At 59.4% G+C, this 20,133-nt stretch carries 21 protein-coding genes; 14 read left to right on the forward strand and 7 right to left on the reverse strand.

The genetic code is table 11. From position 1 onward, the window contains the following. Positions 1 to 225: hypothetical protein (locus SO140_RS25245; RefSeq protein WP_498543309.1), on the forward strand; the 225-nt coding region annotated here is incomplete at its 5' end. An 8-nt stretch (positions 226 to 233) separates the two neighbouring features. Here SO140_RS25245 and SO140_RS25250 read toward each other — a convergent pair. The 3 genes from SO140_RS25250 to SO140_RS25260 form a co-directional block, all read right to left on the reverse strand. Next, positions 234 to 626, reverse strand: coding sequence for a response regulator transcription factor (locus tag SO140_RS25250; RefSeq protein ID WP_498543310.1), 393 nt, complete (start codon positions 624 to 626; stop codon positions 234 to 236). Between the two features lie 355 nt (positions 627 to 981). Beyond that, positions 982 to 1,638, reverse strand: a complete 657-nt coding sequence (locus SO140_RS25255) for a response regulator transcription factor (RefSeq protein ID WP_498543386.1) — start codon at positions 1,636 to 1,638, stop codon at positions 982 to 984. A 661-nt stretch (positions 1,639 to 2,299) separates the two neighbouring features. Continuing rightward, positions 2,300 to 3,427 carry a helix-turn-helix domain-containing protein gene (locus SO140_RS25260; RefSeq protein WP_498543311.1) on the reverse strand — a complete coding sequence of 376 codons (1,128 nt, stop codon included), beginning with the start codon at positions 3,425 to 3,427 and terminating at the stop codon, positions 2,300 to 2,302. 1,206 nt (positions 3,428 to 4,633) lie between these two features. Here SO140_RS25260 and SO140_RS25265 point away from each other — a divergent pair. Continuing rightward, positions 4,634 to 5,308 (forward strand): redoxin domain-containing protein, encoded by a 675-nt coding sequence (locus SO140_RS25265; RefSeq protein WP_498543312.1) that lies wholly within the window; start codon positions 4,634 to 4,636, stop codon positions 5,306 to 5,308. Here SO140_RS25265 and SO140_RS25270 read toward each other — a convergent pair. Next, the gene (locus SO140_RS25270) at positions 5,305 to 6,333 is read right to left on the reverse strand and encodes a LysR family transcriptional regulator (protein WP_498543313.1); all 1,029 of its coding nucleotides are present in this window, start codon (positions 6,331 to 6,333) and stop codon (positions 5,305 to 5,307) included. The two genes, SO140_RS25265 and SO140_RS25270, sit on opposite strands and share 4 nt — an antisense overlap. A gap of 480 nt (positions 6,334 to 6,813) precedes the next feature. On the opposite strand from SO140_RS25270, the gene SO140_RS25275 reads away from it, so the two are divergent. The 9 genes from SO140_RS25275 to SO140_RS25315 all read left to right on the forward strand — a co-directional run bounded on the left by SO140_RS25275 (position 6,814) and on the right by SO140_RS25315 (position 13,914). Next, the gene (locus tag SO140_RS25275) at positions 6,814 to 7,770 is read left to right on the forward strand and encodes a helix-turn-helix domain-containing protein (RefSeq protein WP_498543314.1); all 957 of its coding nucleotides are present in this window, start codon (positions 6,814 to 6,816) and stop codon (positions 7,768 to 7,770) included. Between the two features lie 346 nt (positions 7,771 to 8,116). Then, complete coding sequence (locus SO140_RS25280) at positions 8,117 to 8,350, forward strand: hypothetical protein (protein ID WP_498543315.1); 234 nt, start codon at positions 8,117 to 8,119, stop codon at positions 8,348 to 8,350. A 136-nt stretch (positions 8,351 to 8,486) separates the two neighbouring features. Further along, the gene (locus tag SO140_RS25285; RefSeq protein WP_498543316.1) at positions 8,487 to 9,260 is read left to right on the forward strand and encodes a heme ABC transporter permease; all 774 of its coding nucleotides are present in this window, start codon (positions 8,487 to 8,489) and stop codon (positions 9,258 to 9,260) included. A gap of 10 nt (positions 9,261 to 9,270) precedes the next feature. Then, the gene (gene ccmD, locus SO140_RS25290; RefSeq protein ID WP_498543387.1) at positions 9,271 to 9,414 is read left to right on the forward strand and encodes a heme exporter protein CcmD; all 144 of its coding nucleotides are present in this window, start codon (positions 9,271 to 9,273) and stop codon (positions 9,412 to 9,414) included. Then, entirely contained in the window at positions 9,411 to 10,034 is a 624-nt protein-coding gene (locus SO140_RS25295; protein ID WP_498543317.1) for a DsbE family thiol:disulfide interchange protein, read from the forward strand. Before ccmD ends, SO140_RS25295 begins: the two co-directional genes overlap by 4 nt. A 212-nt stretch (positions 10,035 to 10,246) precedes the next feature. Then, entirely contained in the window at positions 10,247 to 10,945 is a 699-nt protein-coding gene (ccmI, locus tag SO140_RS25300; RefSeq protein ID WP_498543318.1) for a c-type cytochrome biogenesis protein CcmI, read from the forward strand. A 3-nt stretch (positions 10,946 to 10,948) separates the two neighbouring features. Next, positions 10,949 to 11,401 carry a cytochrome c maturation protein CcmE gene (ccmE, locus tag SO140_RS25305; protein ID WP_498543319.1) on the forward strand — a complete coding sequence of 151 codons (453 nt, stop codon included), beginning with the start codon at positions 10,949 to 10,951 and terminating at the stop codon, positions 11,399 to 11,401. Positions 11,402 to 11,443: 42 nt separating this feature from the next. Beyond that, positions 11,444 to 13,441: a heme lyase CcmF/NrfE family subunit gene (locus SO140_RS25310; RefSeq protein ID WP_498543320.1), complete on the forward strand. Its 1,998-nt coding sequence runs from the start codon at positions 11,444 to 11,446 to the stop codon at positions 13,439 to 13,441. Beyond that, positions 13,438 to 13,914 (forward strand): cytochrome c-type biogenesis protein, encoded by a 477-nt coding sequence (locus SO140_RS25315; RefSeq protein WP_498543321.1) that lies wholly within the window; start codon positions 13,438 to 13,440, stop codon positions 13,912 to 13,914. Before SO140_RS25310 ends, SO140_RS25315 begins: the two co-directional genes overlap by 4 nt. Before the next feature lie 98 nt (positions 13,915 to 14,012). Here the strand turns inward: SO140_RS25315 and ccmB are convergent, their stop codons facing one another. The 3 genes from ccmB to hemA all read right to left on the reverse strand — a co-directional run bounded on the left by ccmB (position 14,013) and on the right by hemA (position 17,248). Continuing rightward, positions 14,013 to 14,675, reverse strand: a complete 663-nt coding sequence (gene ccmB, locus SO140_RS25320) for a heme exporter protein CcmB (RefSeq protein WP_498543322.1) — start codon at positions 14,673 to 14,675, stop codon at positions 14,013 to 14,015. Positions 14,676 to 14,805: 130 nt separating this feature from the next. Then, a complete protein-coding gene (gene ccmA, locus SO140_RS25325; protein ID WP_498543323.1) occupies positions 14,806 to 15,432 on the reverse strand; it encodes a heme ABC exporter ATP-binding protein CcmA in 627 nt (208 codons plus the stop codon). Positions 15,433 to 15,910: 478 nt separating this feature from the next. After that, a complete protein-coding gene (gene hemA, locus SO140_RS25330) occupies positions 15,911 to 17,248 on the reverse strand; it encodes a 5-aminolevulinate synthase (RefSeq protein ID WP_498543324.1) in 1,338 nt (445 codons plus the stop codon). Positions 17,249 to 17,986: 738 nt separating this feature from the next. Here hemA and SO140_RS25335 point away from each other — a divergent pair. From SO140_RS25335 to SO140_RS25345, 3 genes are all read left to right on the forward strand, one after another. Next, complete coding sequence (locus tag SO140_RS25335; protein ID WP_498543325.1) at positions 17,987 to 18,202, forward strand: transposase; 216 nt, start codon at positions 17,987 to 17,989, stop codon at positions 18,200 to 18,202. Positions 18,203 to 18,852: 650 nt separating this feature from the next. Then, positions 18,853 to 19,491, forward strand: coding sequence for a cytochrome P460 family protein (locus SO140_RS25340; protein WP_498543326.1), 639 nt, complete (start codon positions 18,853 to 18,855; stop codon positions 19,489 to 19,491). A gap of 11 nt (positions 19,492 to 19,502) precedes the next feature. Beyond that, positions 19,503 to 20,072 (forward strand): cytochrome P460 family protein, encoded by a 570-nt coding sequence (locus SO140_RS25345; RefSeq protein ID WP_498543327.1) that lies wholly within the window; start codon positions 19,503 to 19,505, stop codon positions 20,070 to 20,072. The last annotated feature ends 61 nt before the right edge of the window (positions 20,073 to 20,133 follow it).

Raw genomic sequence — 20,133 nt, forward strand, 5'->3', positions numbered from 1 at the left:
CGCCAACAAGACCGTCGACGTACGCCGCAAATCGTGTCTCGCTGGTTCCCTTTCCTCGGCGACCCATCTCAGATCCTGGATCTCGCGTTGAATCTCCTTCAATATGCGATTCTCACCCAGCTTGGTCCGTGGATTTCTGACTCAGTAAGACTAAGGCGGCATATTTTTACCATCGTGGGGCCCGAACGCGAACCACAAGTCTCCTGGCCGGGCGCCGGCAGCTGATTGAGCGGTCATGACGGATTTTCATCCGATTTGGGGCGGTGCAGAGCCGATTCGACGCATCCGAGCAGAACCTTCTCGTCGATGGGTTTGGTTAGGTAGCCAACGACGCCCTGACCCAGAGCCCGAGCTCGTGCACTGTCATCGGGGTAAGCGGTAATCAGAATTGTTGGTATGTCATAGCCAGATCCCACCAAGCGGCTATGCAACTCGATCCCAGTCATGCGCGGCATGTGGACATCAAGGATCAAACAGGAGGTATGGCGGAAGTTGGGAGACGCCAAAAAATCCACTGCGGACGGGAAGGTCTCAATCGTGAAACCCATAGCCTCCATGAGACCCGCTAACGCCGCGCGAGAGTGCTCATCGTCATCGACGATCGAAATTTGAATCTCGCTAGACATATCCCCGCCTTGATTACTGGGGATGCGGTCCGCCGCATCTCGCGTTCCGTGTCCATCTCAAGAAAGGCACTGCGCGGCTGTCATCGCACCGTAGCGACAAGGATCTGAACTGGCGATTATGCGGTGGACGCGCGAACGCCATACTTCGGAATCATCGATGCTATACTTTGGAATAGCTGAAGCAGAACTTCTGAATAGTTCAGCTCGGTTGAGCAACGTCCGAATGCGTGCGCTGTTGCCAGGTGGTTGCGCTCGACGCGGCAGCAGGGCCTTCCGGCAACGATCAAAAGCATGAGTTGGTTTGCGCAAGCAACCACCGTCTTTGCCGATGGATACGCATGCCATCATGAAGCGATTAGGACCGCGGCGACGTTATGCCGAGCGTCTCCGCTATTTTGACAAGCTCGGCTAGAGATTGCGCACCCATCTTCTGCATTACGTGGCCGCGGTGCGCCTTCACAGTGATCTCAGCGACTTTCAGCTGGAAAGCGATCTGCTTGTTCTTTAAGCCAGTGGTTACGAGAGCCAGCACTTCTCGCTCGCGCGGGCTCAACCGGTCGAGACGCGAGTTCAGGTCCGCGAGCCGCTGCTCTGCCTTCCGCCGCGTCCGATCGCGCTCCAGCGCGATCGCCACTGCGTCAAGCATATCTTGATCGCGGAACGGCTTGGTCAGAAAATCCACAGCGCCCGCTTTCATCGCCTTGACCGACATCGGAATGTCGCCGTGGCCGGTCATGAAAATGATGGGAATGGAAGCGTTCCCTTTCGACAGCTCGGTTTGGAAATCGAGACCGCCCACCCCCGGTAATCTGACGTCAAGTACGAGGCAACCCACCACGTCGGGTAACACTTCGCTTTCGAGTAGCTCCGCGGCCGACCCAAACAGCTTGACCTTGAAGCCGACCGAGTTGAACAGATCTCCGAGTGAGTCGCGGAAGGCCTTGTCATCGTCAACGACGACGATAGTTGGCTCCTCGGCAACCGCACGCTTTTGAATAGATTGCTGCGCCACGAGATAAACTTCCGATACGCGACAACTTGGTGCAAAAATATCACCTTCACGAAGGCCGTTCAACACATGACACCGCGCGAGTTCCAGCGTGGAACGCCATAGTTCGTGATGGCGAGAGAAGTTCGCCAGCTCGATGGTCCTCGGCCCCTTGCTGTAAGCCGGCCGATGAAATGTCAGCTCATCCCGTCCACGCTCCATTAGCAGCGACAGATTTGCGGAACGCCCCTACGATCGCTCTATGGCCTTTGGGCGGGGCCGTTCCCCTTGCGCCGCTTCAGCTTTCGGTCGCGTTGCTGAACTCCCGCGGCGGGCTTTCTGCTTTCTGTTCGCTAAGAGCCTTCCGGCTCGCGGAGCCAAGATGCAAAATCAGTCTTAGCCGGTCGCCGGCGAGCGATGGGAGTGCCGACTAGGCCAGATCTCCGATTTGCCGTGTGCTAACAGTGGTATAGAGACCGAAATGATCCGTTTACGTGCGATACCGTGCTCACCGCTACGGTCGGAAGAACGGATTCCGCCAGGACCATCGCTCGTAGATGATGTCTTCTTCAGGCTCGTGAGCTGCTTTCCTAGCGGGCACCCAAAGCCTGATCGTCCTCATCGCAATGTGAGGCCGAGATGCCTCCACCTTCCGAATAGCAAAAATTGGTCGCGACGTCGCAGGTCATTTATATGTCATGAGAGTAGCCACGCTTCGGCGGTAATCCGTGGGGGCAATTCCCGTCGCCTTCCGGAACGCCGTGGCGAACGCGTTAGGACTGCTGAAGCCTACCGCCCGACTGATTTCCGTCATCGAGCCTGCTCGGTTTGCCAGCAGTAACTTGGCGTGCTCAACACGACGCTTGGTCTGGTATTGATGCGGCGGCATTCCGAGCGATCGCTTGAATACCCGGCAGAAATGATACGGGCTCAGACGAGCGAGCTGCGCCAGCGTGCCAATCGGTATCCGCTCATTGAGATGTTCCTGGATATAGGCGGTGACGAGTCGTTGCTGCCACGGTGCAAGGCCACCTTGGAGTTGAGGTTGAACGCTGGGCATCCCGCAAGCGAAACGCGCAACTTCATGTATGAGCAGAGTACCTAGACTCTCGAAGTAGGTCGGGTCTCCTGCGGGGCTCTCGACGAACGTCTTCAGCTTGAGCGCGGTGTGCCATAGCGTTTCGTCTTCGAATAGAAGGCGTGGAGCGTCCGGTAGGTCCGTGATCTCACGCTTAGAAAGAGCCTTCAGCTTCTCAGGTTCGAAGTAGAAGTACATGAGCCGCATCTGCGACCCCTGCGGCTCGTGCCAATCGTGAAATTCGCGGCCAGCCGGCACGAATGTCAGCTTCCGCTCAAGGTTCCGGAGCGCTGATCGCTGCAAACCTTCCACAAATGTCTCTCCGTCGCGGCGCTCCCCCTTCTCGTACATCACGAGCATATGCATTGGAGCCCGATAGTGATGTTGGATTTTGCCTCGGCTGGTGGATCGCACAGATTCGGCGGCCATGCCGTGCCCTGTTACGGTTAGGCGTGCCACAGCCTCGGAAGGAGAGATTTCAACGACGGGATGGATCGCGTTCGCCGCGACGTCACCATCCAATTGGCGAGCTGGATCGAAAGTGGAGCAGTCATGGTCGCCTCCAATGATCGGGGATCGAGTTATCGGAGGCGACACTTGCGATCCCGAAAGTTGCTGCAGATCTTCAGGGTCATGCCGCGAATCGCGTGGCTTCGATAAATTCTCGCGTAAACGGAGTTGCCGGAGCCCGGCCCGCAGCTTGGAGGGCAAAAGTAGGGGGCGGCCTTCTGCCATCGCTTCTCCCGTTCGCTTGAATTGGAGTCGTGCTGTCAACTGATCGTCATCGGCTAGACGCATGGGGTCGAACTCCGGGTTCCTATACAGGATTGCGTTCATCCATTCCGTTGTCGCGATCGTGGTGCCCGTGCTGGGGCCAGTAGGGCCCCGTGTCGGGCCAAGCGGCAGCTTCCTTCGCCCGAAAGCTGCTACAAGCGATGCGTGGTGAGCAGCCTGCCCTGCGGCACGCAAGTCCTCAATTGCACTCGCATTTGCGCGTCTGACAGGAAGGGCGAAAGGGAGTTAGACTTTGGCAGGCCAGGGCTGCGACTTTTGGATATCCCGGTTTCGACTTAGTTGGCGCGGAACGTCACTTCGCCGATTCCGATTTCTGAAACGTCGCGCGCGCGGACCCAATTTGATGAGGTCTCCCTCAACGTCGCGTGCATGCTGCAACGCGCTGACAAGCCGGAAGGTTGGGTCTGCCAGTCCTGCCCGCAACGACTGTTTCTTCCACCGCGTGTTATTCGGCCTGCAATATTGGTTCTGACGCATTTTGGGTGGGGTTAAACGATTGTTGTATGGCGTTGAGTCTCTCCGAAAATGCACTACACGAATTTAAACTGCATCAAAGTTGAGTTAGCACCCAATATTGCCCCCAAAGCTGGGGTCGGCGCCCAAATGTTGAATGCCGATTGACGCCCGCGTTGGGTGTCGTCGAAGCGACGTCTGGAGTGGCCCAACAGAGCGTGTGCGTGTTCTTCTCTGGTGAAGAGCCGGAATCCTCGCGCGGTCCGCAATGCGAATCGTCCGTGATCGATTAGATCGCGCGCACGCGCTATCAGCAACAACAGATGTTCGCCACGATCATGCTGGCCTTTCGGCTCGGCGACATGCCGCACATTCTGATCGCTACCACGCCGTTCCTATCAGTTCGTTCCGCTCCATGGTAGGCGTTTGCCTCATGCTGTCGCTCGGTACGCCGGTGCACGGGCGTGGTGACTATGAGAGTCATCGCTCGCGGCGTCCTCTATGGAAGCGGCGCCTGGTGCTTCGTTTGCCCGCGGCACATCCCGATATTTGGGGTCGCCGACTATTCCTAACGATTATTCGTCAACGACTAACATTCCAAAGTTGAATTATCGTTTTCCAGAACGGACGGCCACCATGCAAGAAACATAAGCGGACAGGTGCCGCGAGGGACGCCGTTGGGGGAGAACTAGAATGGACGACGAAGTTTCGAAGCGGCATCCGATCAATACGCCGATCAAACCCTTCGCGGAGACCTTGAGTGGTTTTCGCATGCTAGACATCCGAACCGACCGGCTGCTTTCATCGTGGCTGCGAGAGGAAGGCGTTCCTGACGGCGCCCTGACGGCGAACGAACTTGCCCCCGATTTCCTTCTCCCCGAGGTAAATGGAAAGCTCGTTTCATCTTTCCAATTGCGACAAACTGCACCTTTGATCGTCACCTTCGTTTACGGGACTTGGTCCCCATTGTGCGCAGCTGGTCTACGCGCTCTTCATGAGGCCACCCCTAGTATCCGCGCTGCGGGCGCCAGAGCAATTGCCATAACGCCCGAGGCTGGAGACTTGCTACACAATATCAAACGCGATTGCCGACTGGATCTGGAAATCCTCTCCGACCTAGATCTTGGGGTGAGCCTTTCGTTCGGCTTGGTGTCCGTAGTGCCGGCGGAGATAGTGAGCCGTCTCTTGCGGCGCGGCCTTGATCTCTGCGCTCCCCATGGCTTCTCCTTTTCGATGTTGCCAACGCCGGCCACCTATGTCCTCGACCAACGAGGGATCATCCGTCGAGCGTGTGTCGGGCCGGACTCCATCACGGGAGCGAAGATCGAAACCGTGCTTGCCGCCCTGTCCGAATTGGACGGGGCCTAAGCCTCGCCCTTAGAGTCGGGCCGAAAATGAGACGAGCGACAGGGGGCCGCGATTTGGGTCAAGGAGCCACCTTGTGCGTCATTCTTGCGAACATTGTCGTTGTTCGAGGCAGGGGCAGACGAGCGGCGAAGTTTGTCCAGCGCACTCGTCCAGTCGCGAACACGAGCAACTTTGATAAAGGCATCGAGCGCCGGCGAATACTGCCTCCCCGCCACGGCCAAAAGCTGCACCTCTCGCCGGACGGGGTCGCCCTCAATTGGAATAGCAGTGAGCGACGGCAGTCTGGGAGCGTGCTCTGGCGCCAAGATGGCTCCAAAACCGGCGGATGCCATCTGCTGAAGATGCCCTTCCTGATCGCTCCTGTGCACAACCTTAGGGCCTGGATGGTCGGCAAAACAAGCCTGTTTGAATCGGCCTGCGACGTCGCATCCGAGTCTTTCGAGAAATACCACCTCATGCAAGTCTTGGAGCGGGATAACGGTTCGCCCCGCCATCGGATGTCTCCGAGATAGAACGAGCACACACCGCTCCTCGAAGAGCGGCCAGCGGTCGATACGTTCAGGTAGCTCCACCGCGTCACCGACGAGTGCGGCATTGATCTCGCCATCCAGAAGCATCGCAACGAGCGCGTTGGCATCCGCCTCGCGCAGATCGACCTGAAGGTCAGGGATGATCCTGGCGAGCTCCAAGAGCAATTCCGTAATGAGCGCGGCGGAGACTGACGGCACCAGCCCGATCTTGAGCGGGGCGATTGTCTTCTTTTGATAGCCTCGCGCCTGAAGCCGTACGGCCTCCGCGGCGGCAAATATTTTCTCCAGCGTGGGCAAAATCATCTTGCCCAGGTCGGTGAGCTGGGTGAGGTGACGTTCACGGTGAATCAACGCGCCACCGAGTTCTTGCTCGAGCTTTTGTATCGCCTTTGTCAGCGCCGGCTGGGTCACGTTGCATTGCTCCGCGGCCCGCGTAAAATTGAGCGTCTTTGCTAGGGCTAGAAAATATCGCACCTGATAAAGCTGGAGCTGCATACTCATACTCGAAAGATTTGCCGCGGTTCGGCGCGTTCCAGTTCGTTGCCATAATAGGCAGGGTCGATGGCCAAGCGGTTTGTCGCGGAGCTTCCGCGGAAGCAGATGTTGTGCGTCGGCTCGGAATTGTCGACCCGCGCCTTACGGCGAGTGTTCTCACCGATGGTGTTTGCTATTAACGTCGCGGTTGCGTAGGCGAGACAGTTAAATGTCAGGGTTCGCATTGCGATCGGCCCTGCCATCTTTTCATCAAGTGTTTTTTGCTCATTTAGGGATCTCCTAAGGTCTCTGTTCTGGACGGTTGGAAGGGGCCGCGGGAAGCGTGGCACACTCACGCTTGTCAAAGAGATTCCCTGCTTCCGCCCGGGCCACGGGTCATGGCGAGCAGATGCCCACGGTCCTAGCCATAAAGCAGACCAAGATTTGCAATTGTCCTGTCCCAAGACTAGGACATCAGCTCAATCCGAGGGTCCGAAACACATGCCCGATCGTCCAAATCTTGCATTGCCTCGATCCGATCTCGATGTGCTGATGACAACCTTGGATGTCGACGTCATTGGGCTCATCGAGTGTTTGATCAGTCCAGGTTGGCGCCTGTCATTCGGGAGCGCGGACGCGCCTGCTATCCACTACAATCTTTCCGGGACCGGACGAATGGTTGTAAGTGGCTTCTCCGCATTTCCTCTGGTACCTCACACACTTGTCATCACACCGGCCAAGAAGCCGTTTCACATCGAGGTCGATGACCGCACAGCGGCCACGACAGTGAATGTGGTCGAGGCGCAATGGGATCCGCGCTTCGGCGAGCGTATTCAGCGATTCGTCGCCGGGGAGGTCGACCCAATGGTCATGCTAATCTGCGGGTACTTTCGCGCCACCTTCGGTTCGTCGATCGACCTCTTTGCGAGCCTTTCCACGCCGATTGTCGAGCGTTTCGAACCCGAAGATGAACTGGGGTCAAAGTTGCAGGCTGCTTTGGCAGAAATCAGCGGCCGGCAGGTTGGAATGCAGGCGATGACGACCGCCATCCTGAAGCAGGTGCTCGTCACGCTGGTCCGTCGGAGTCTAAAGTCGACGAGCGTTTGGCTCGAACGCTTTTCTATCCTGAGTGACCGTCAAATCGCTCTTGCGTTTGCCGATATGTTGGCGCGACCATCGGCCGATCACTCCGTCATGGCCTTGGCGCAGAAGGCCGGCTTGAGCCGATCCGCATTCATGGCGCGCTTTGTACGCGCGATAGGATGTTCGCCAATGGTCGCACTCCGGCAAATTCGGATGAAGCGCGCAGTTGATATGCTCGCCGCGAGGACATTTTCTGTTGAGCAGATCGCGCGGGCGGTTGGTTATAGGAGCTCCAGCAGCTTTCTCCGAGCCTTTCGCCAAGCGCACGGATACTGCCCAGCAGAATCTGAGGGTGGTGGACAGAACTCCGATTGAAGATACGGCGCATGGTGACGGCAGCCGCGGCAGGCAAGGCCGCCGCGATGCGATCGCGTCTGAATTCAGGTCTATGATAGATAGTTGTCGGAGATAGTTACAGTGCATTTCCCTCTATCCGGCGGCGACGGCATCCTCACGACTAATTCGCAGTATTCGTTTAAGGTGTGCTTCCTCTGCTGCCCGCGCGCGGCGCGGCGGCTCGGCGCAATGGCTTCAATCCTTGGAGGCTGCCGCGCGTGCTCGGGCGGCGAAATGAACCTCAGGATCGGACGTAGCCGACGAAATTAGAAATTCCCTTTGGACATGCATTCTTTCGGTGGACTACGGGATTGTGCGAAGGGGGATGCTCACGCTGATTGAGGCCAACGCAGAAAGCCGGCAGATCAGGGTGGGGGACGCTAAACTGCTCGCCCCGACCCAACGAGAGAAAGCCTTGCCGACGATCTTCCGGGAGAATGCGGGCGAGCTGTCGTCGAGAGCACCGGCCGCGATGATTGTGTTGTCATCTGCCTCAGCACACGATGGAGATGTCGAAATTCTGGGCGCTACTGGACATCGAAACGATAACCGACAGTAATTTGCGGGATCGTCTCCGGCGTGATGCAATACTCGTGAGCTCGCAGACGCTCCAATGGCACAGTCCTTCGTCGCGAGCCGCAGTCGGAAGTGAGCGAATTCCCGGCCTACGGGTTGGCTTCGAGGAGATCGGAAAGTTGAAGCTGAGCTTCACCGCCTACAGCAATCCTGGTAATTTCTTGCGTATCGCCGCAAAGCTGCTGCCTTGGCTTTGGGGGTCGACAGCCTTCGCCTTCGCGCTTGGTCTCTTTGGAGCATTCGGCGCGCCACCCGACTACCAGCAAGGCGAGACGGCGCGCATCATGTACATCCATGTCCCCGCCGCCTGGACAGCGATGCTTGCCTACATGCTCATGGCGACGTCTGCGCTCGGATCCTTAGTTTGGCGTCATCCACTTGCCGACGCAACACAAAGGGCGGCTGCGCCGCTTGGCGCAGCTTTCACCTTCATCTGCCTCGTCACGGGCGCCCTCTGGGGCAAACCGATGTGGGGCACATACTGGGTCTGGGACGCTCGTCTTACCTCTGTGTTGGTTCTGTTTCTCATCTATCTCGGTCTGATCGCGCTCTGGCAAACGATCGAGGACCCGAGCAGGGCGGCACGAGCAGTCTCGATCATGACCTTGGTGGGCTTCATTAACATCCCGATCGTGAAGTTCTCGGTTGATTGGTGGAACACTCTCCACCAGCCGGCTTCAGTGTTCCGGATGGAAGGCTCGGCGATCGCTGGCTCGATGTTATGGCCGCTAATCGCTATGGCGCTCGCATACACGCTTTTGTTCGCAACCCTCCACGTAATGGCGGTCCGTAATGAGATCATGCGACGCCGAGCCCGGCGGCTTGCAATCACGCTGGCGGCCGTGGGCGAACCCGCGATGGCTCGCATGCCGCCTGCCGAAGTGACGTCCTGAGCAGATCATGATGCAGCACAGTGGAGTCATCATGGCGGCGTTTCTGGTGACGGGCGCCGTTCTGACCGGAATGATCGCGGCGGTCCTCATCGACTATCGCGCTCAGCTCCGTACCTTGCGTCGTCTGCTACCTGAACAGTCGGATCGGCGATGAGCAAAATGCCAGCCTCGATTCACCTCCCAGCGAGCGTTGCGGCCCCTCGACGCGCACTGGCGCGCCTGCGCGTGATTATCCCGCTTCTGGTCTTCTTCGGAATTGCGGCATTACTCCTGGTGCGGCTCGGCTCCGGAGACCCATCGCGCGTGCCCTCGGCTCTGATCGGCAAGCCAGCACCGCAGTTTGCGCTGGAGCCCCTCGATGGGCTTTCGACGTCCGGTCCGCCTGGCTTGTCGAGCGCCGATCTGCGGAGGGGGCACGTGACCATCGTGAACGTGTTCGCGTCATGGTGTGTTGAGTGCCGGGAAGAACATGGGGCTCTGATGGCGTTGGCGAGCGACCGGACGCTGCAGCGACAGGGGGTGAAGCTTACTGGCATCGTCTACAAGGACGATCCCAGAAACGCGCTAGCCTATCTCAACGCCAACGGGAACCCCTTCGCACAGGTTGGCACTGACCGGTCCGGCCGAACGGGGATCGATTTCGGCGTCTATGGCGTCCCCGAGACCTATGTGATCAAGGGCGATGGCACAATCGCCTACAAGCTGATTGGTGGCATCTCGGAAGCAAGTCGACCTGCTTTGATGGCCGCCATTGAAGAGGCAGAGCGTCCATGACGACCGCCTTTCAAGCTCCCCATCTCCGCGCGACGGATGCAAGAAGGCGTTTTCTTGCCTCGGCATGTAATTCCATCCACTTAAATAATTCAGGAGTGAGCGATCAGACCATGGAAGCGGAACACTCAGAAGCAGTCCGATTGTCAAGGGCGGCGAATGTCCGACGACGTGGTGCGTTACGCAGTGGCAAAAACCAACGGAGGCCTTGAAACGTGCTCTGGGCGGTCTTTGCAATGATGACGTCCGCGGTCGTGCTGGCGCTCGCCCGGTCGCTCTCTGAGCGGCGCGAGGGCCTTGGTGCTCACGATTCCGATGTCACCTTCTATCGAGGCCTTCTGGCCGAAGCGGATGATGACGTCCGCTGTGGACTGGTAGCACCCGAGGATGCCGTGGCGACGCGTGCCGAGATCGGGCGCCGGCTGCTCGCGTCGCTCAACTCGGCGTCGGAGGGTCGGCCGCGTTTGTCGTGGCGCTGGCAGCCGAGACGCACTGTCGCAGCCGTGGCGATCGTCCTAGTGCTGCCACTCGTCGGACTCGCGTCGTACCTCAAGGTCGGCGCTCCCAGCCAGCCTGACATGCCGATCGCCTCGAGGCGCAGGGGTGGGGACGTCACCTTCGCTGCCGCCGTTCCTGACATCCACGCCGGCCAAACCCGGTCTGACATTGCATCGCTTCCTCCAGAGCAGCGGAGCGACGCGATCCGCGGGATGGTAGGAGGGCTCGCCGAGAAGCTCTCGAAGAACGGCCACGACCTTCAGGGATGGCTGCAACTGATTAAGTCTTACGCCGTATTGGGTGAACGCCAAAAGGCCGAGGCGGCCGTCGCAAGCGCACGTGCCCAGTTAGCAGGCGATGCGCAAGCGCCGGCACGCATCGACGAACTCGTCAGGCAGCTCGGTTTGAAGGGATAGACCGTGACCAGAAAAGGCGGGCGGCTCGCTATCATCAACGCAGCAGGCTTCACTTTGGCCATCGCGGTAGGGCTCATCCTGTTTGCGTTGCGCGACAGTATTGTCTTCTTCTACGGGCCGACCGAGATGGCCGAAAGAGCGCCGCCGCGAGGAACACATCTGCGTATCGGCGGCTTGGTGAAACGTGGCTCACTTACCCGCGGTGGATCGTCGACTGTCGTCTTCGCGGTGACCGACCTGAAGCACGACGTCAAGGTCAGCTACACTGGCTTGCTGCCGGATCTCTTCCGCGAAGGACAGGGCGTCGTGGCCGAGGGCACGGTGGAGGGACCGGGTCTTTTTCATGCCGATACCGTGCTCGCCAAACACGACGAGCGATACATGCCCAAGGACGTAGCCGACAAACTCAAGCAACAAGGCGCTTGGCGCAGCGAAAGATCCGCGCGAGCGGAATAGCGCCGCGCTCCACGAAACATCGCTGCCGATGGGACCAAATGGATGATCGTCGAAACCGGACATTACGCGCTCGCTCTGGCTCTCGCCGTCGCGCTGCTTCAGTCAGTTCTGCCACTCTGGGGGACCCGCAGTGGTGATTCTGGAATCGCTTCCATTGCGGTCCCGGCCGCAATCACCCAGTTCCTTTTGTTGGGCTATGCCTTCGCGGCACTGACTTACGCCCATGTGGTGTCCGACTTCAGTCTCGTGACAGTCGCCGAGAATTCGCTCACCACCAAACCACTTGTATACAAAATCGCGGGCGTCTGGGGCAATCATGAGGGATCCATGCTGCTTTGGGTTCTGATCCTGGCGGCCTTCGGAGCGACAGTGGCGATTCTCGGGCGCGGCATGGCGAACGAATTGCGAGCCAATACGCTAGCAGTCCAAGGCTGGATCTCCCTTGCGTTCCTCTGCTTCATTCTGTTCACCTCCGATCCCTTCGTACGACGGTTTCCGGCGCCTTTTGAAGGCCAGGACCTCAATCCGCTGCTTCAAGATTTGGGCCTCGCGATACACCCGCCGCTCCTTTACCTCGGTTATGTGGGTTTCTCGATCGTGTTCTCGTTCGCGGTGGCGGCGCTGATCAGCGGCCGACTAGACGCCGCTTGGGCTCGCTACGTTCGGCCTTGGGTACTGATTGCCTGGATCTTTCTGACGCTTGGCATCGCCATGGGCTCGTACTGGGCCTACTATACCTTAGGCTGGGGCGGGTTCTGGTTCTGGGATCCAGTCGAGAACGCGTCGCTCATGCCCTGGCTTGCGGGTACAGCGCTCCTGCATTCGGCTGCCGTCATGGAGAAGCGCGAAGCCCTCAAGATCTGGACGCTGTTTCTGGCGATACTTACATTCTCGCTATCGCTGCTCGGTACATTCCTCGTGCGCTCAGGGGTGCTGACCTCCGTTCATTCCTTCGCCAGCGACCCGGCGCGCGGCGTCTTCATCCTGGTCATCCTGACTGCGTTCATCGGCGGTTCCCTCGCGCTTTATGCCTGGCGAGCGCCTTCCTTGAGCCAGCGTAGTCTGTTCGCTCCTGTGTCTCGCGAGAGCGCGCTGGCCGTCAACAACCTGCTGCTCACCACGTGCTGCGCTACGGTTCTGACCGGCACGCTCTATCCGCTGGCGCTTGAGGCTCTGACCGGGGACAAGATCTCGGTCGGCGCACCATTTTTTAATTTGACGCTCGGTCCGCTAGTGGCGCTGGTCGTTCTCCTGATACCGCTCGGTCAGTCGCTCGCCTGGAAGCGTGGCGACCTGCTCGGTGCGGCGCAACGGGTGACGGTCGCCGCCTTGGCCGGCCTTGTGGTCGCCCTTGTGCTCGTTGCTATCATCCAAGGCGGCCCTGTCCTCGCAGCGGTCTGTCTCGGTCTCGCCGTCTACCTCATCGTCGGTTCGTTCGCCGATGTGGCGGCGCGTATCTGGACACGTGGGCAGCCCGCTCGAGTGATGCTAGCCCGCGCGGTCGGGCTACCGCGCTCCGCCTGGGGGGCGGCAATCGTTCACGCCGGCTTTGGCGTGACACTCATGGGCTTGGCGGCGACCGGTTGGGGCGTGGAGCGGATCGCGACCGTCAAGCTAGGCCAGGGGATCGATCTCGGCCCCTATCAAGCCACCATCGAGAATCTTCGATCGCGACAGGGGCCGAACTATTCCGAAGTCCTAGCCTATACGGTCATCAGCCGGGGCGGCGCCGCCGTGGCCACCGTCGAGCCCGCCAAACGCAGCTTTCCCGCGCGAGAGACCACCGTCACCGAGGCTGGCATCGTGACGCTGGGTTTTGGCCAGATCTACATTTCGCTCGGGGACCAGCACGCGGATGGTTCGATCGACGCACGCATGTTCTGGAAGCCCCTTGTGACAGCCATCTGGATCGGCGCCGTCATTATGGCGTTCGGGGGGATCGTGTCGATGTCCGATAGACGCTTCAGAATCGGCTTCACGCGCCGCGCGGCTCGCGTCCGCGCCATCGCCAACTCCGCAGCGCCGGAGCCCGCCGAATGACTTCGCTTCGTCGCATTCTCCTGCTTTCGATCGTACTCGCAGGCCTCGCGCCCAGCTTGGCAAGGGCGGTACAGCCAGACGAGGTCCTGCCCGACCCGAAACTTGAGGCGCGCGCGCGCGCTATTTCCGCCGGGCTGCGCTGCCTAGTCTGCCAAAATCAGTCGATCGACGATTCGAACGCAGAGCTCGCGCGGGATCTCCGACTGCTAGTGCGCGAACGCCTTAATCTCGGCGAGAGCGACGAGCAGGTCCGCGCCTTTCTGGTGAAGCGTTACGGGAACTTTATCCTGCTGAAACCACCGCTCGATTTGGATACCGCCTTCCTCTGGGGAATGCCGCCTTTGGTGCTCGCAGCGGGCGGGATCGCTCTCCTGTTCGGTCTGCGCCGCCTGCGGTCCACGCCGGCGGCGCCCTTAAGCCAAGCCGAGCGGGATCGGCTCGCGGCTGTGTTAGACGCCGATACTCCGCTGTAGGCATTTCCTGATGGTCAAGCGGTCTTAGCTTCGGAGGCGTGCGGAGTCGATCCACGGCGGCGCCCCCCGAAAGCAAACTCTTTCGTCTGCATCGCTCGTCATTCTCCCGCGCCGCGAAGTGCTGCGGCTGCGGCGATTGGGGCGAGGGCGACGGATGCGAGCCCGAGTGCGCAGAGGATCAAGAAGGGCGTCAGAAAGGGCACTGTGCCACTCTGCGCCGCGGAGACACCGAAGATCAGCACCGGAACGGCTAGTGGCACGACGAGGATCGATAGCAAAAGACCGCCGCGCCGCAGCGAGACGGTAAGGGCTGCACCGATTGCTCCCAGAAAGGTGAAAGTCGGCGTACCAACCAACAACGTCGCTGGCACCGCCCAGAGCGCCGGGCCGTCCAAGTCCAACATCAAGCCAAACAAAGGCGAGAGCAAAGCGAGCGGCAGCCCCGTGACAGACCAGTGAGCCACGCACTTCAACAGAACAATGAGTTCTAGCGGCGCCGGCGAGAGCAACATCTGGTCCAGCGAACCGTCCTCGTGATCCGCCTGGAACAGACGGTCAAGGCCCAATAAAGTCGCGAGCAGCGCCGCTATCCACAGAATGGCTGGACCGATGCGCGACAGCAAGTGCAGGTCAGGTCCGATCGCGAAAGGTACGACCGTCACGAGACTGAGGAAGAAGACCAGGCCGAGAACCCCGCCACCACCGATGCGGCGCGCCAGCAAGAGGTCGCGAAGAAAAACGAGGAGGAGAATACGGGTCATGGCCCCCATCCAGCGTCGCCATCGTGTCGAGACTGCTCCCGGGAAATTGAAAGAGCGGCGTGACCTCTCCTCTCCCGACCTTGAGACAGGCGGCTACGGAGGTGCGGGCCGCGCCCCAACGGGACGATCCTCACCTCGCTTCGAGCCTGACTTGAATTGTCCCGGGTAGACCGAGTTGTTCGTGGGTTGCGGCGAGCATCAATCCTCCGCTTGCGAGATGGTCGGCGGCAACAGCCTTCAGCAAGGCGCGTGCATGCCGGTCGAGTGCGGTTAGCGGCTCGTCGAGCAGCCAAAGAGGGCGATCGGTAATCAGGAGCCGGGCCAATGCGACGCGGCGGCGCTGTCCCGCGGAGAGATAGCCGACAGGCAGATCGAGAACGTGGGCTAACTCCATACGGCCCAGCGCCTCTAACGGGGTTAGCCGACCTCGCCCTAAAAGTCCCCGGCCGATGTCGAGGTTTTCGCGGGCCGTCAACGCCGATTTCAGCCCGTCGAGATGGCCCACGTAGTGGAGGCGCTCTGCCAGGAGCGCCGTATCCGTGGCTTCGGACTCCACCCATGATATGCGGCCGGATCCAAGCGGCAAGAAACCGGCGATCGCACGCAAAAGTGTGGATTTGCCCACGCCATTGGGACCCCTCACTTCGGCGATTTCGCCCGAGCCCAGTCGCAAAGATACCCCGCCGAACACCACGCGCTCGCCGCGCGCGACGGAAAGATCCTCGATCAGGAGATGGCACCGCTGCGTGATATCCATTTTCATTTTCGGTTGCCCGTTGTCTCGTTCGGATCGTCTTCGAACGCCCGGTTGGAGTGCTTATCGAAATGAACAATTCTGGATCAGCATGTTCGAGCGAAAGGCGGCGCCGTTGGGGAGAACCGCCCAAGAGGATGAGGCAGTTCAGTTCTTCGGGATTGCCTACTTGAAGGATGCGAGCCCGATTGTGATCGTCGTCAGCAAGATGTGCCATGCGATGACCCATGCAAACTAGCCGCGTGATAGAAGCACTGGATTGGGGCGCATCACATCTTTTGTCCGAAGGCGTGTCGAAAAGGGGGGCGGGTATGCCCTCAAACGACTTTCGTTGGATGGTCCATCGTCCCAACTTGGCTGCCTCGGCCGCAACCTGGGACACGCGACGCCTTGCCGGCTTGGTCTGCGCCCGCCGGGTAGCCGAGGCGCCTTTCGATGCACAATCCGGGGAGGCGGTTGCAAAGGGGCCCAAGCACGGCCCTCAGGCAAGAGAGAGGGTGTCCCAGGTCTCAGCGAGCGCAGCAGCGAGTTCCGCTATGTGGGTATCCCCGTGATATGGCGACGGCGTGATGCGAAGACGCTCCGTCCCGCGGGGAACGGTCGGATAGTTGATCGGCTGGATATAGATGGCGTGGCGCTCTAGAAGGTGATCGGCGGCCGCCTTACACAATTCCGCATCGCCGACAATCACAGGCACGATGTGGGTTTCGGTCGGGAGGACGGGAAGCCCGGCGGCTTGGAGCGCCTGTTTCGTTGCAGCGGCTTGCCGTTGGTGTGCTTCGCGCTCAGCAGACGAATGCTTCAGGTAACGAACGGACGCACGGGCTGCGGCGGCAATTGGTGGAGGGAGTGCCGTCGTGAAGATGAATCCGGGCGCGAAGCTGCGCACCGCGTCGCAGATCGATCGCGACGCCGAGATATAGCCGCCAATGCAGCCGAATCCCTTGGCGAGGGTACCCTCGATCACGGTCACGCGGTGCATCACGCCATCACGCTCGCTGATCCCGCCCCCGTGAGCGCCGTAGAGGCCCACAGCGTGAACCTCATCGAGGTAGGTCATCGCGCCATACCGGTCCGCAAGGTCGCAAATGGCGCCGATCGGCGCCACATCGCCATCCATCGAGTACACGGACTCGAACACGACAAGCTTGGGGCGGTCTCCTGCCTCGCGCAGCAGCGCCTCGAGGTGACCGAGATCGTTGTGGCGGAAAATCCGCTTTGCGCAATTTGATTGACGGATGCCTTCGATAATCGAATTGTGGTTGAATGCATCAGATAAGACCACGCAATCCGGGATCAGCTTACCGATCGTCGAGATGCTGGCCTGGTTCGATACGTAGCCGGAGGTGAAGACTAGGCTCGCTTCCTTGCCATGCAGATCAGCAAGCTCACCCTCTAAATCAACCAAGGGCGAATTATTTCCGGCGATGTTGCGCGTTCCACCCGCTCCTGCGCCGCAGCGGTGAGCCGTCGCGGTCAGAGCGCTCACGACCTCCGGATGCTGTCCCATGCCGAGATAGTCATTCGAGCACCAAACCGTGATCTCCGTAACGGTTCCGTCAGACCGGCGCCATTTGGCGGCTGGGAAGCTGCCGGAGATGCGCTCGATGTCGGCGAAGACGCGATAACGCTGTTCCCCGTGCAGGCGCTCAAGAGAGTCTTGGAAATGACGTTCGTATGCTTCAGCCGCACAATTGTTATCGTCCGTAGCGAACGTCCGGTTGGGCGATGTCAATGCACCTTGTCCCGGCACTATATCCACACACAAATGTCTATCACCGACGCTTCCGTGCCGCGGATGCCTTGCTTGCGCGTCCATCTCAATCTCTCCTGACCGTCGCTCGACCGTAGCTCATCATGGACAGAACTTCGCACTCGTCTTAGCTATAATTTGCATGACCCCCGGTTATGGTCGGGCGCCGCTGAGGCAGCTAAAATTTGCCCGCGTCTGGGTCCCTTTCCGCAAACCTAAGCCCCGTTCCGATGCAACTATCAGCGAGGCGGCTTTGCCGTCCTTTCCATGACGTTGGCTGAATTGCAGGGCTGCTAACCGGGCACAAAGGTGCCTTGCGTGAGGTCCGAATGCAAACCTGTCGACGCTGCGGCTGTTTTCCATGACAACGATACAGTCCGACTTTTTGCGCGGTGGCGAGCCGATGAGCAATCACGATGGTGGTGCGTCGGTCCGCCATGCGATCGAGCGACGACAGCCCCAGTCGTCCGCTCTCGGCGTCGAGCGCGCAAGTCGCCCTACCAAACATCAGCGCCGGTGCGTTCTTTACGATCGCGCGCATAGCGAGGCGCTGGCGTTGGCCGACTGAGAGGTCGCTCCGCGCTCGCCGACCAATGCGTCGTATTTTTCTGGCGGTGGCGCGCTGTGAAGCAATCAGCCGCCGCTTTGGTCGCGGCCTGCGCGCCTGTTCGAGCGCTGTCTCGCTGCGAAGTGGGTCGCTTCAAAAATCGTTTCGAGCGAATCCTTCTGTGTCACGGCCTCGGCTTCGAAGGGCTGGCATTGTGCGCACGGCGCCCAAATGCAAACGCCATCGCGGTCGCGAGATTGTCCTGGACGCCGAAGAGGCATCAGTCCGGCGAGATCGACTACACTGGCCGGATCAGTAAGATTGGCGATGGTTCGTTGCGCACGGCACTCTACGATGCAGCCCATATCATACTGCCCAAGCCGTCCAAGGGCTGCCCACAACTGAAGAGCTGGGCGATGCGGATCGCAGCCGCGCCGGCACAAAAGGCCAAGGGGGGCTCGCCCGCCGACTGAAGATGATCATGCATCGCATGCTTGCCGAAGGAGTCCCCTTCAACGCTGCAGAAGAGTGACAGGAGGCGCGCGACAGTTCGGACAGGGCACGACATCAGGCCCTCTCGAAGCGAAGTGCCTTCGCCGGGACGATGGATCGCACTAAGCCGTGCGCTTCGCGGTGACATGACGATCGTGCGGATTAGATTGGCCAGCTTCATACTCTTCCAATCCCAACAGGTGGCGGCTTTGCGACGATCCCGTACAAAAGCGAGACCCGACGAGTGGACAACGCAAAAAAAGGGATGACTGATCGAGGGCCGTTCAGAAGCGAAGCATTTAAAGCAGCAAGGGAAGTAGGTAGTGAAGCGACACACGAGGCAGTGTCGATCGGAGAGCGGTTTTCGACATTGGTATTGCCTGTCCGCGACGACCGCGGCCGGAAAACTGACGCCGCCAATCCCTAGTCAATGGGCATAGTTGCAAGGGCCAGAACCTTCCTATGACCAAACATCGATAGTTCGAGAGGACGTTATTCCCGACGGGTATCAATTGCATGCCCCTTTGTTGCTTCCGCATCTAGGGACCCACGCTTAATCTGATCTGTGCGTAGTTAACGAGACCACCTGCGCATCATTCGGTGACATACAGCTGGTCAGAGGAGAGAGATCATGAGACGCACAGTATTAGCACTTACCGCCATCCTCGGGGTTGGCGCTATGGCAACCGCAGTCTTCGCACAGCAACCCCAGCTTCCTCCGCCCGACGATTGGCACGCCACCGGCCGCTATCTTCCTGAATACACGAAAGATGGAGACCTTGTTCTGCCAAAGAACTTTCACGAATGGGTTTATGTCGGTTCGCCACTGACGCCCAACTTTTTGAATCCGCCTCAAGCAAACTTCCCTGAATTTCACAACGTATATATCGAGCCTGGTTCTTACGAGATCTACAAGAACACGGGCGTCTTCCCTGAAGGAACAATCTTCGTGAAAGAACTGCAGCTCATGCAGCCCGCCACTCATCCGGACGGCTCGAGAACCGCACCATCGGGGAAGGGATTCTTCCCGGGCCCCTTCAACGGGGCGGATGTGACTGTCAAGGACACCGTGAGATATAAGGCTACCGATGGCTGGGGCTATTACAACTTCAACCATTTTGAACCCAAGGCGGCCAGCGCCAAAGTCCGGCCGATCGAGGAATGCGCCTACTGCCACATTGCAAGTGCGAAGCGGGATGACGTATGGACGCAGTTCTACGCGTTGCTCGACAAGGTGCCTGTGCCGGCCGGCCAGACTGTAAAACAGTAGGAGGAACCGTGATGAAATTCCTCAGAAGTACAGCCGTGGCGTCCGCGTCGTTCATCGTCGTGACCGTCGGGTGCCTTGTTTCGCAGCCCGTAAATAGCCAGCCCGCCCCAGCGCAGGAACGACTTGTTGATGCGGCAGGCAACATGCATATCCCGAAGGACTACCGAACCACCTACGAATTTCTTGGGAGCTGGTCTGTCGCAGGTGAGAACGGAGCTAAGGAGATTCACGCCGTCTACGCTTCGCCCGGAACTGCGGCGGCCTATCGCGCGATGGGCAAATTCCCCGAAGCTTCGATCCTGGTGAAGGAAGTTTACGGCACGGCCACTTCGGAGATGACGACTGGGACGGTCAGCCATCAAGACATTCTCAAAGGTTGGTTCATGATGGTGAAGGACAGCGAGAACAGCCACCCCGATAATAAGCTATGGGGCAATGGTTGGGGTTGGTCTTGGTTCGACGCGGGTGACCCGGTGAAAACGACCTCAACGAACTTTCGCTCGGATTGCCTAGGCTGCCACATCCCTGCCAAGGCGACTGATTGGATCTATGTGCAAGGCTATCCCGGTTTGAAGAAATGACGACCATAGGCAACCCAGGCTTAGATGTTGCGTGGGCGAAACCGGGCCAGATGCGGAGAAA

Source organism: Bradyrhizobium sp. UFLA05-108, assembly GCF_059803455.1.

Excerpts from the sequence above, each read along its gene's own strand:
- SO140_RS25250 (WP_498543310.1), bottom strand. The coding sequence starts at position 626 with ATGTCTAGCGAGATTCAAATTTCGATCGTCGATGACGATGAGCACTCT.
- SO140_RS25260 (WP_498543311.1), bottom strand. The coding sequence starts at position 3,427 with ATGGCAGAAGGCCGCCCCCTACTTTTGCCCTCCAAGCTGCGGGCCGGG.
- SO140_RS25265 (WP_498543312.1), top strand. The coding sequence starts at position 4,634 with ATGGACGACGAAGTTTCGAAGCGGCATCCGATCAATACGCCGATCAAA.
- SO140_RS25270 (WP_498543313.1), bottom strand. The coding sequence starts at position 6,333 with ATGCAGCTCCAGCTTTATCAGGTGCGATATTTTCTAGCCCTAGCAAAG.
- SO140_RS25275 (WP_498543314.1), top strand. The coding sequence starts at position 6,814 with ATGCCCGATCGTCCAAATCTTGCATTGCCTCGATCCGATCTCGATGTG.
- SO140_RS25280 (WP_498543315.1), top strand. The coding sequence starts at position 8,117 with ATGCTCACGCTGATTGAGGCCAACGCAGAAAGCCGGCAGATCAGGGTG.
- ccmD (WP_498543387.1), top strand. The coding sequence starts at position 9,271 with ATGCAGCACAGTGGAGTCATCATGGCGGCGTTTCTGGTGACGGGCGCC.
- SO140_RS25295 (WP_498543317.1), top strand. The coding sequence starts at position 9,411 with ATGAGCAAAATGCCAGCCTCGATTCACCTCCCAGCGAGCGTTGCGGCC.
- SO140_RS25310 (WP_498543320.1), top strand. The coding sequence starts at position 11,444 with ATGATCGTCGAAACCGGACATTACGCGCTCGCTCTGGCTCTCGCCGTC.
- SO140_RS25315 (WP_498543321.1), top strand. The coding sequence starts at position 13,438 with ATGACTTCGCTTCGTCGCATTCTCCTGCTTTCGATCGTACTCGCAGGC.
- ccmB (WP_498543322.1), bottom strand. The coding sequence starts at position 14,675 with ATGACCCGTATTCTCCTCCTCGTTTTTCTTCGCGACCTCTTGCTGGCG.
- ccmA (WP_498543323.1), bottom strand. The coding sequence starts at position 15,432 with ATGGATATCACGCAGCGGTGCCATCTCCTGATCGAGGATCTTTCCGTC.
- hemA (WP_498543324.1), bottom strand. The coding sequence starts at position 17,248 with ATGGACGCGCAAGCAAGGCATCCGCGGCACGGAAGCGTCGGTGATAGA.
- SO140_RS25340 (WP_498543326.1), top strand. The coding sequence starts at position 18,853 with ATGAGACGCACAGTATTAGCACTTACCGCCATCCTCGGGGTTGGCGCT.
- SO140_RS25345 (WP_498543327.1), top strand. The coding sequence starts at position 19,503 with ATGAAATTCCTCAGAAGTACAGCCGTGGCGTCCGCGTCGTTCATCGTC.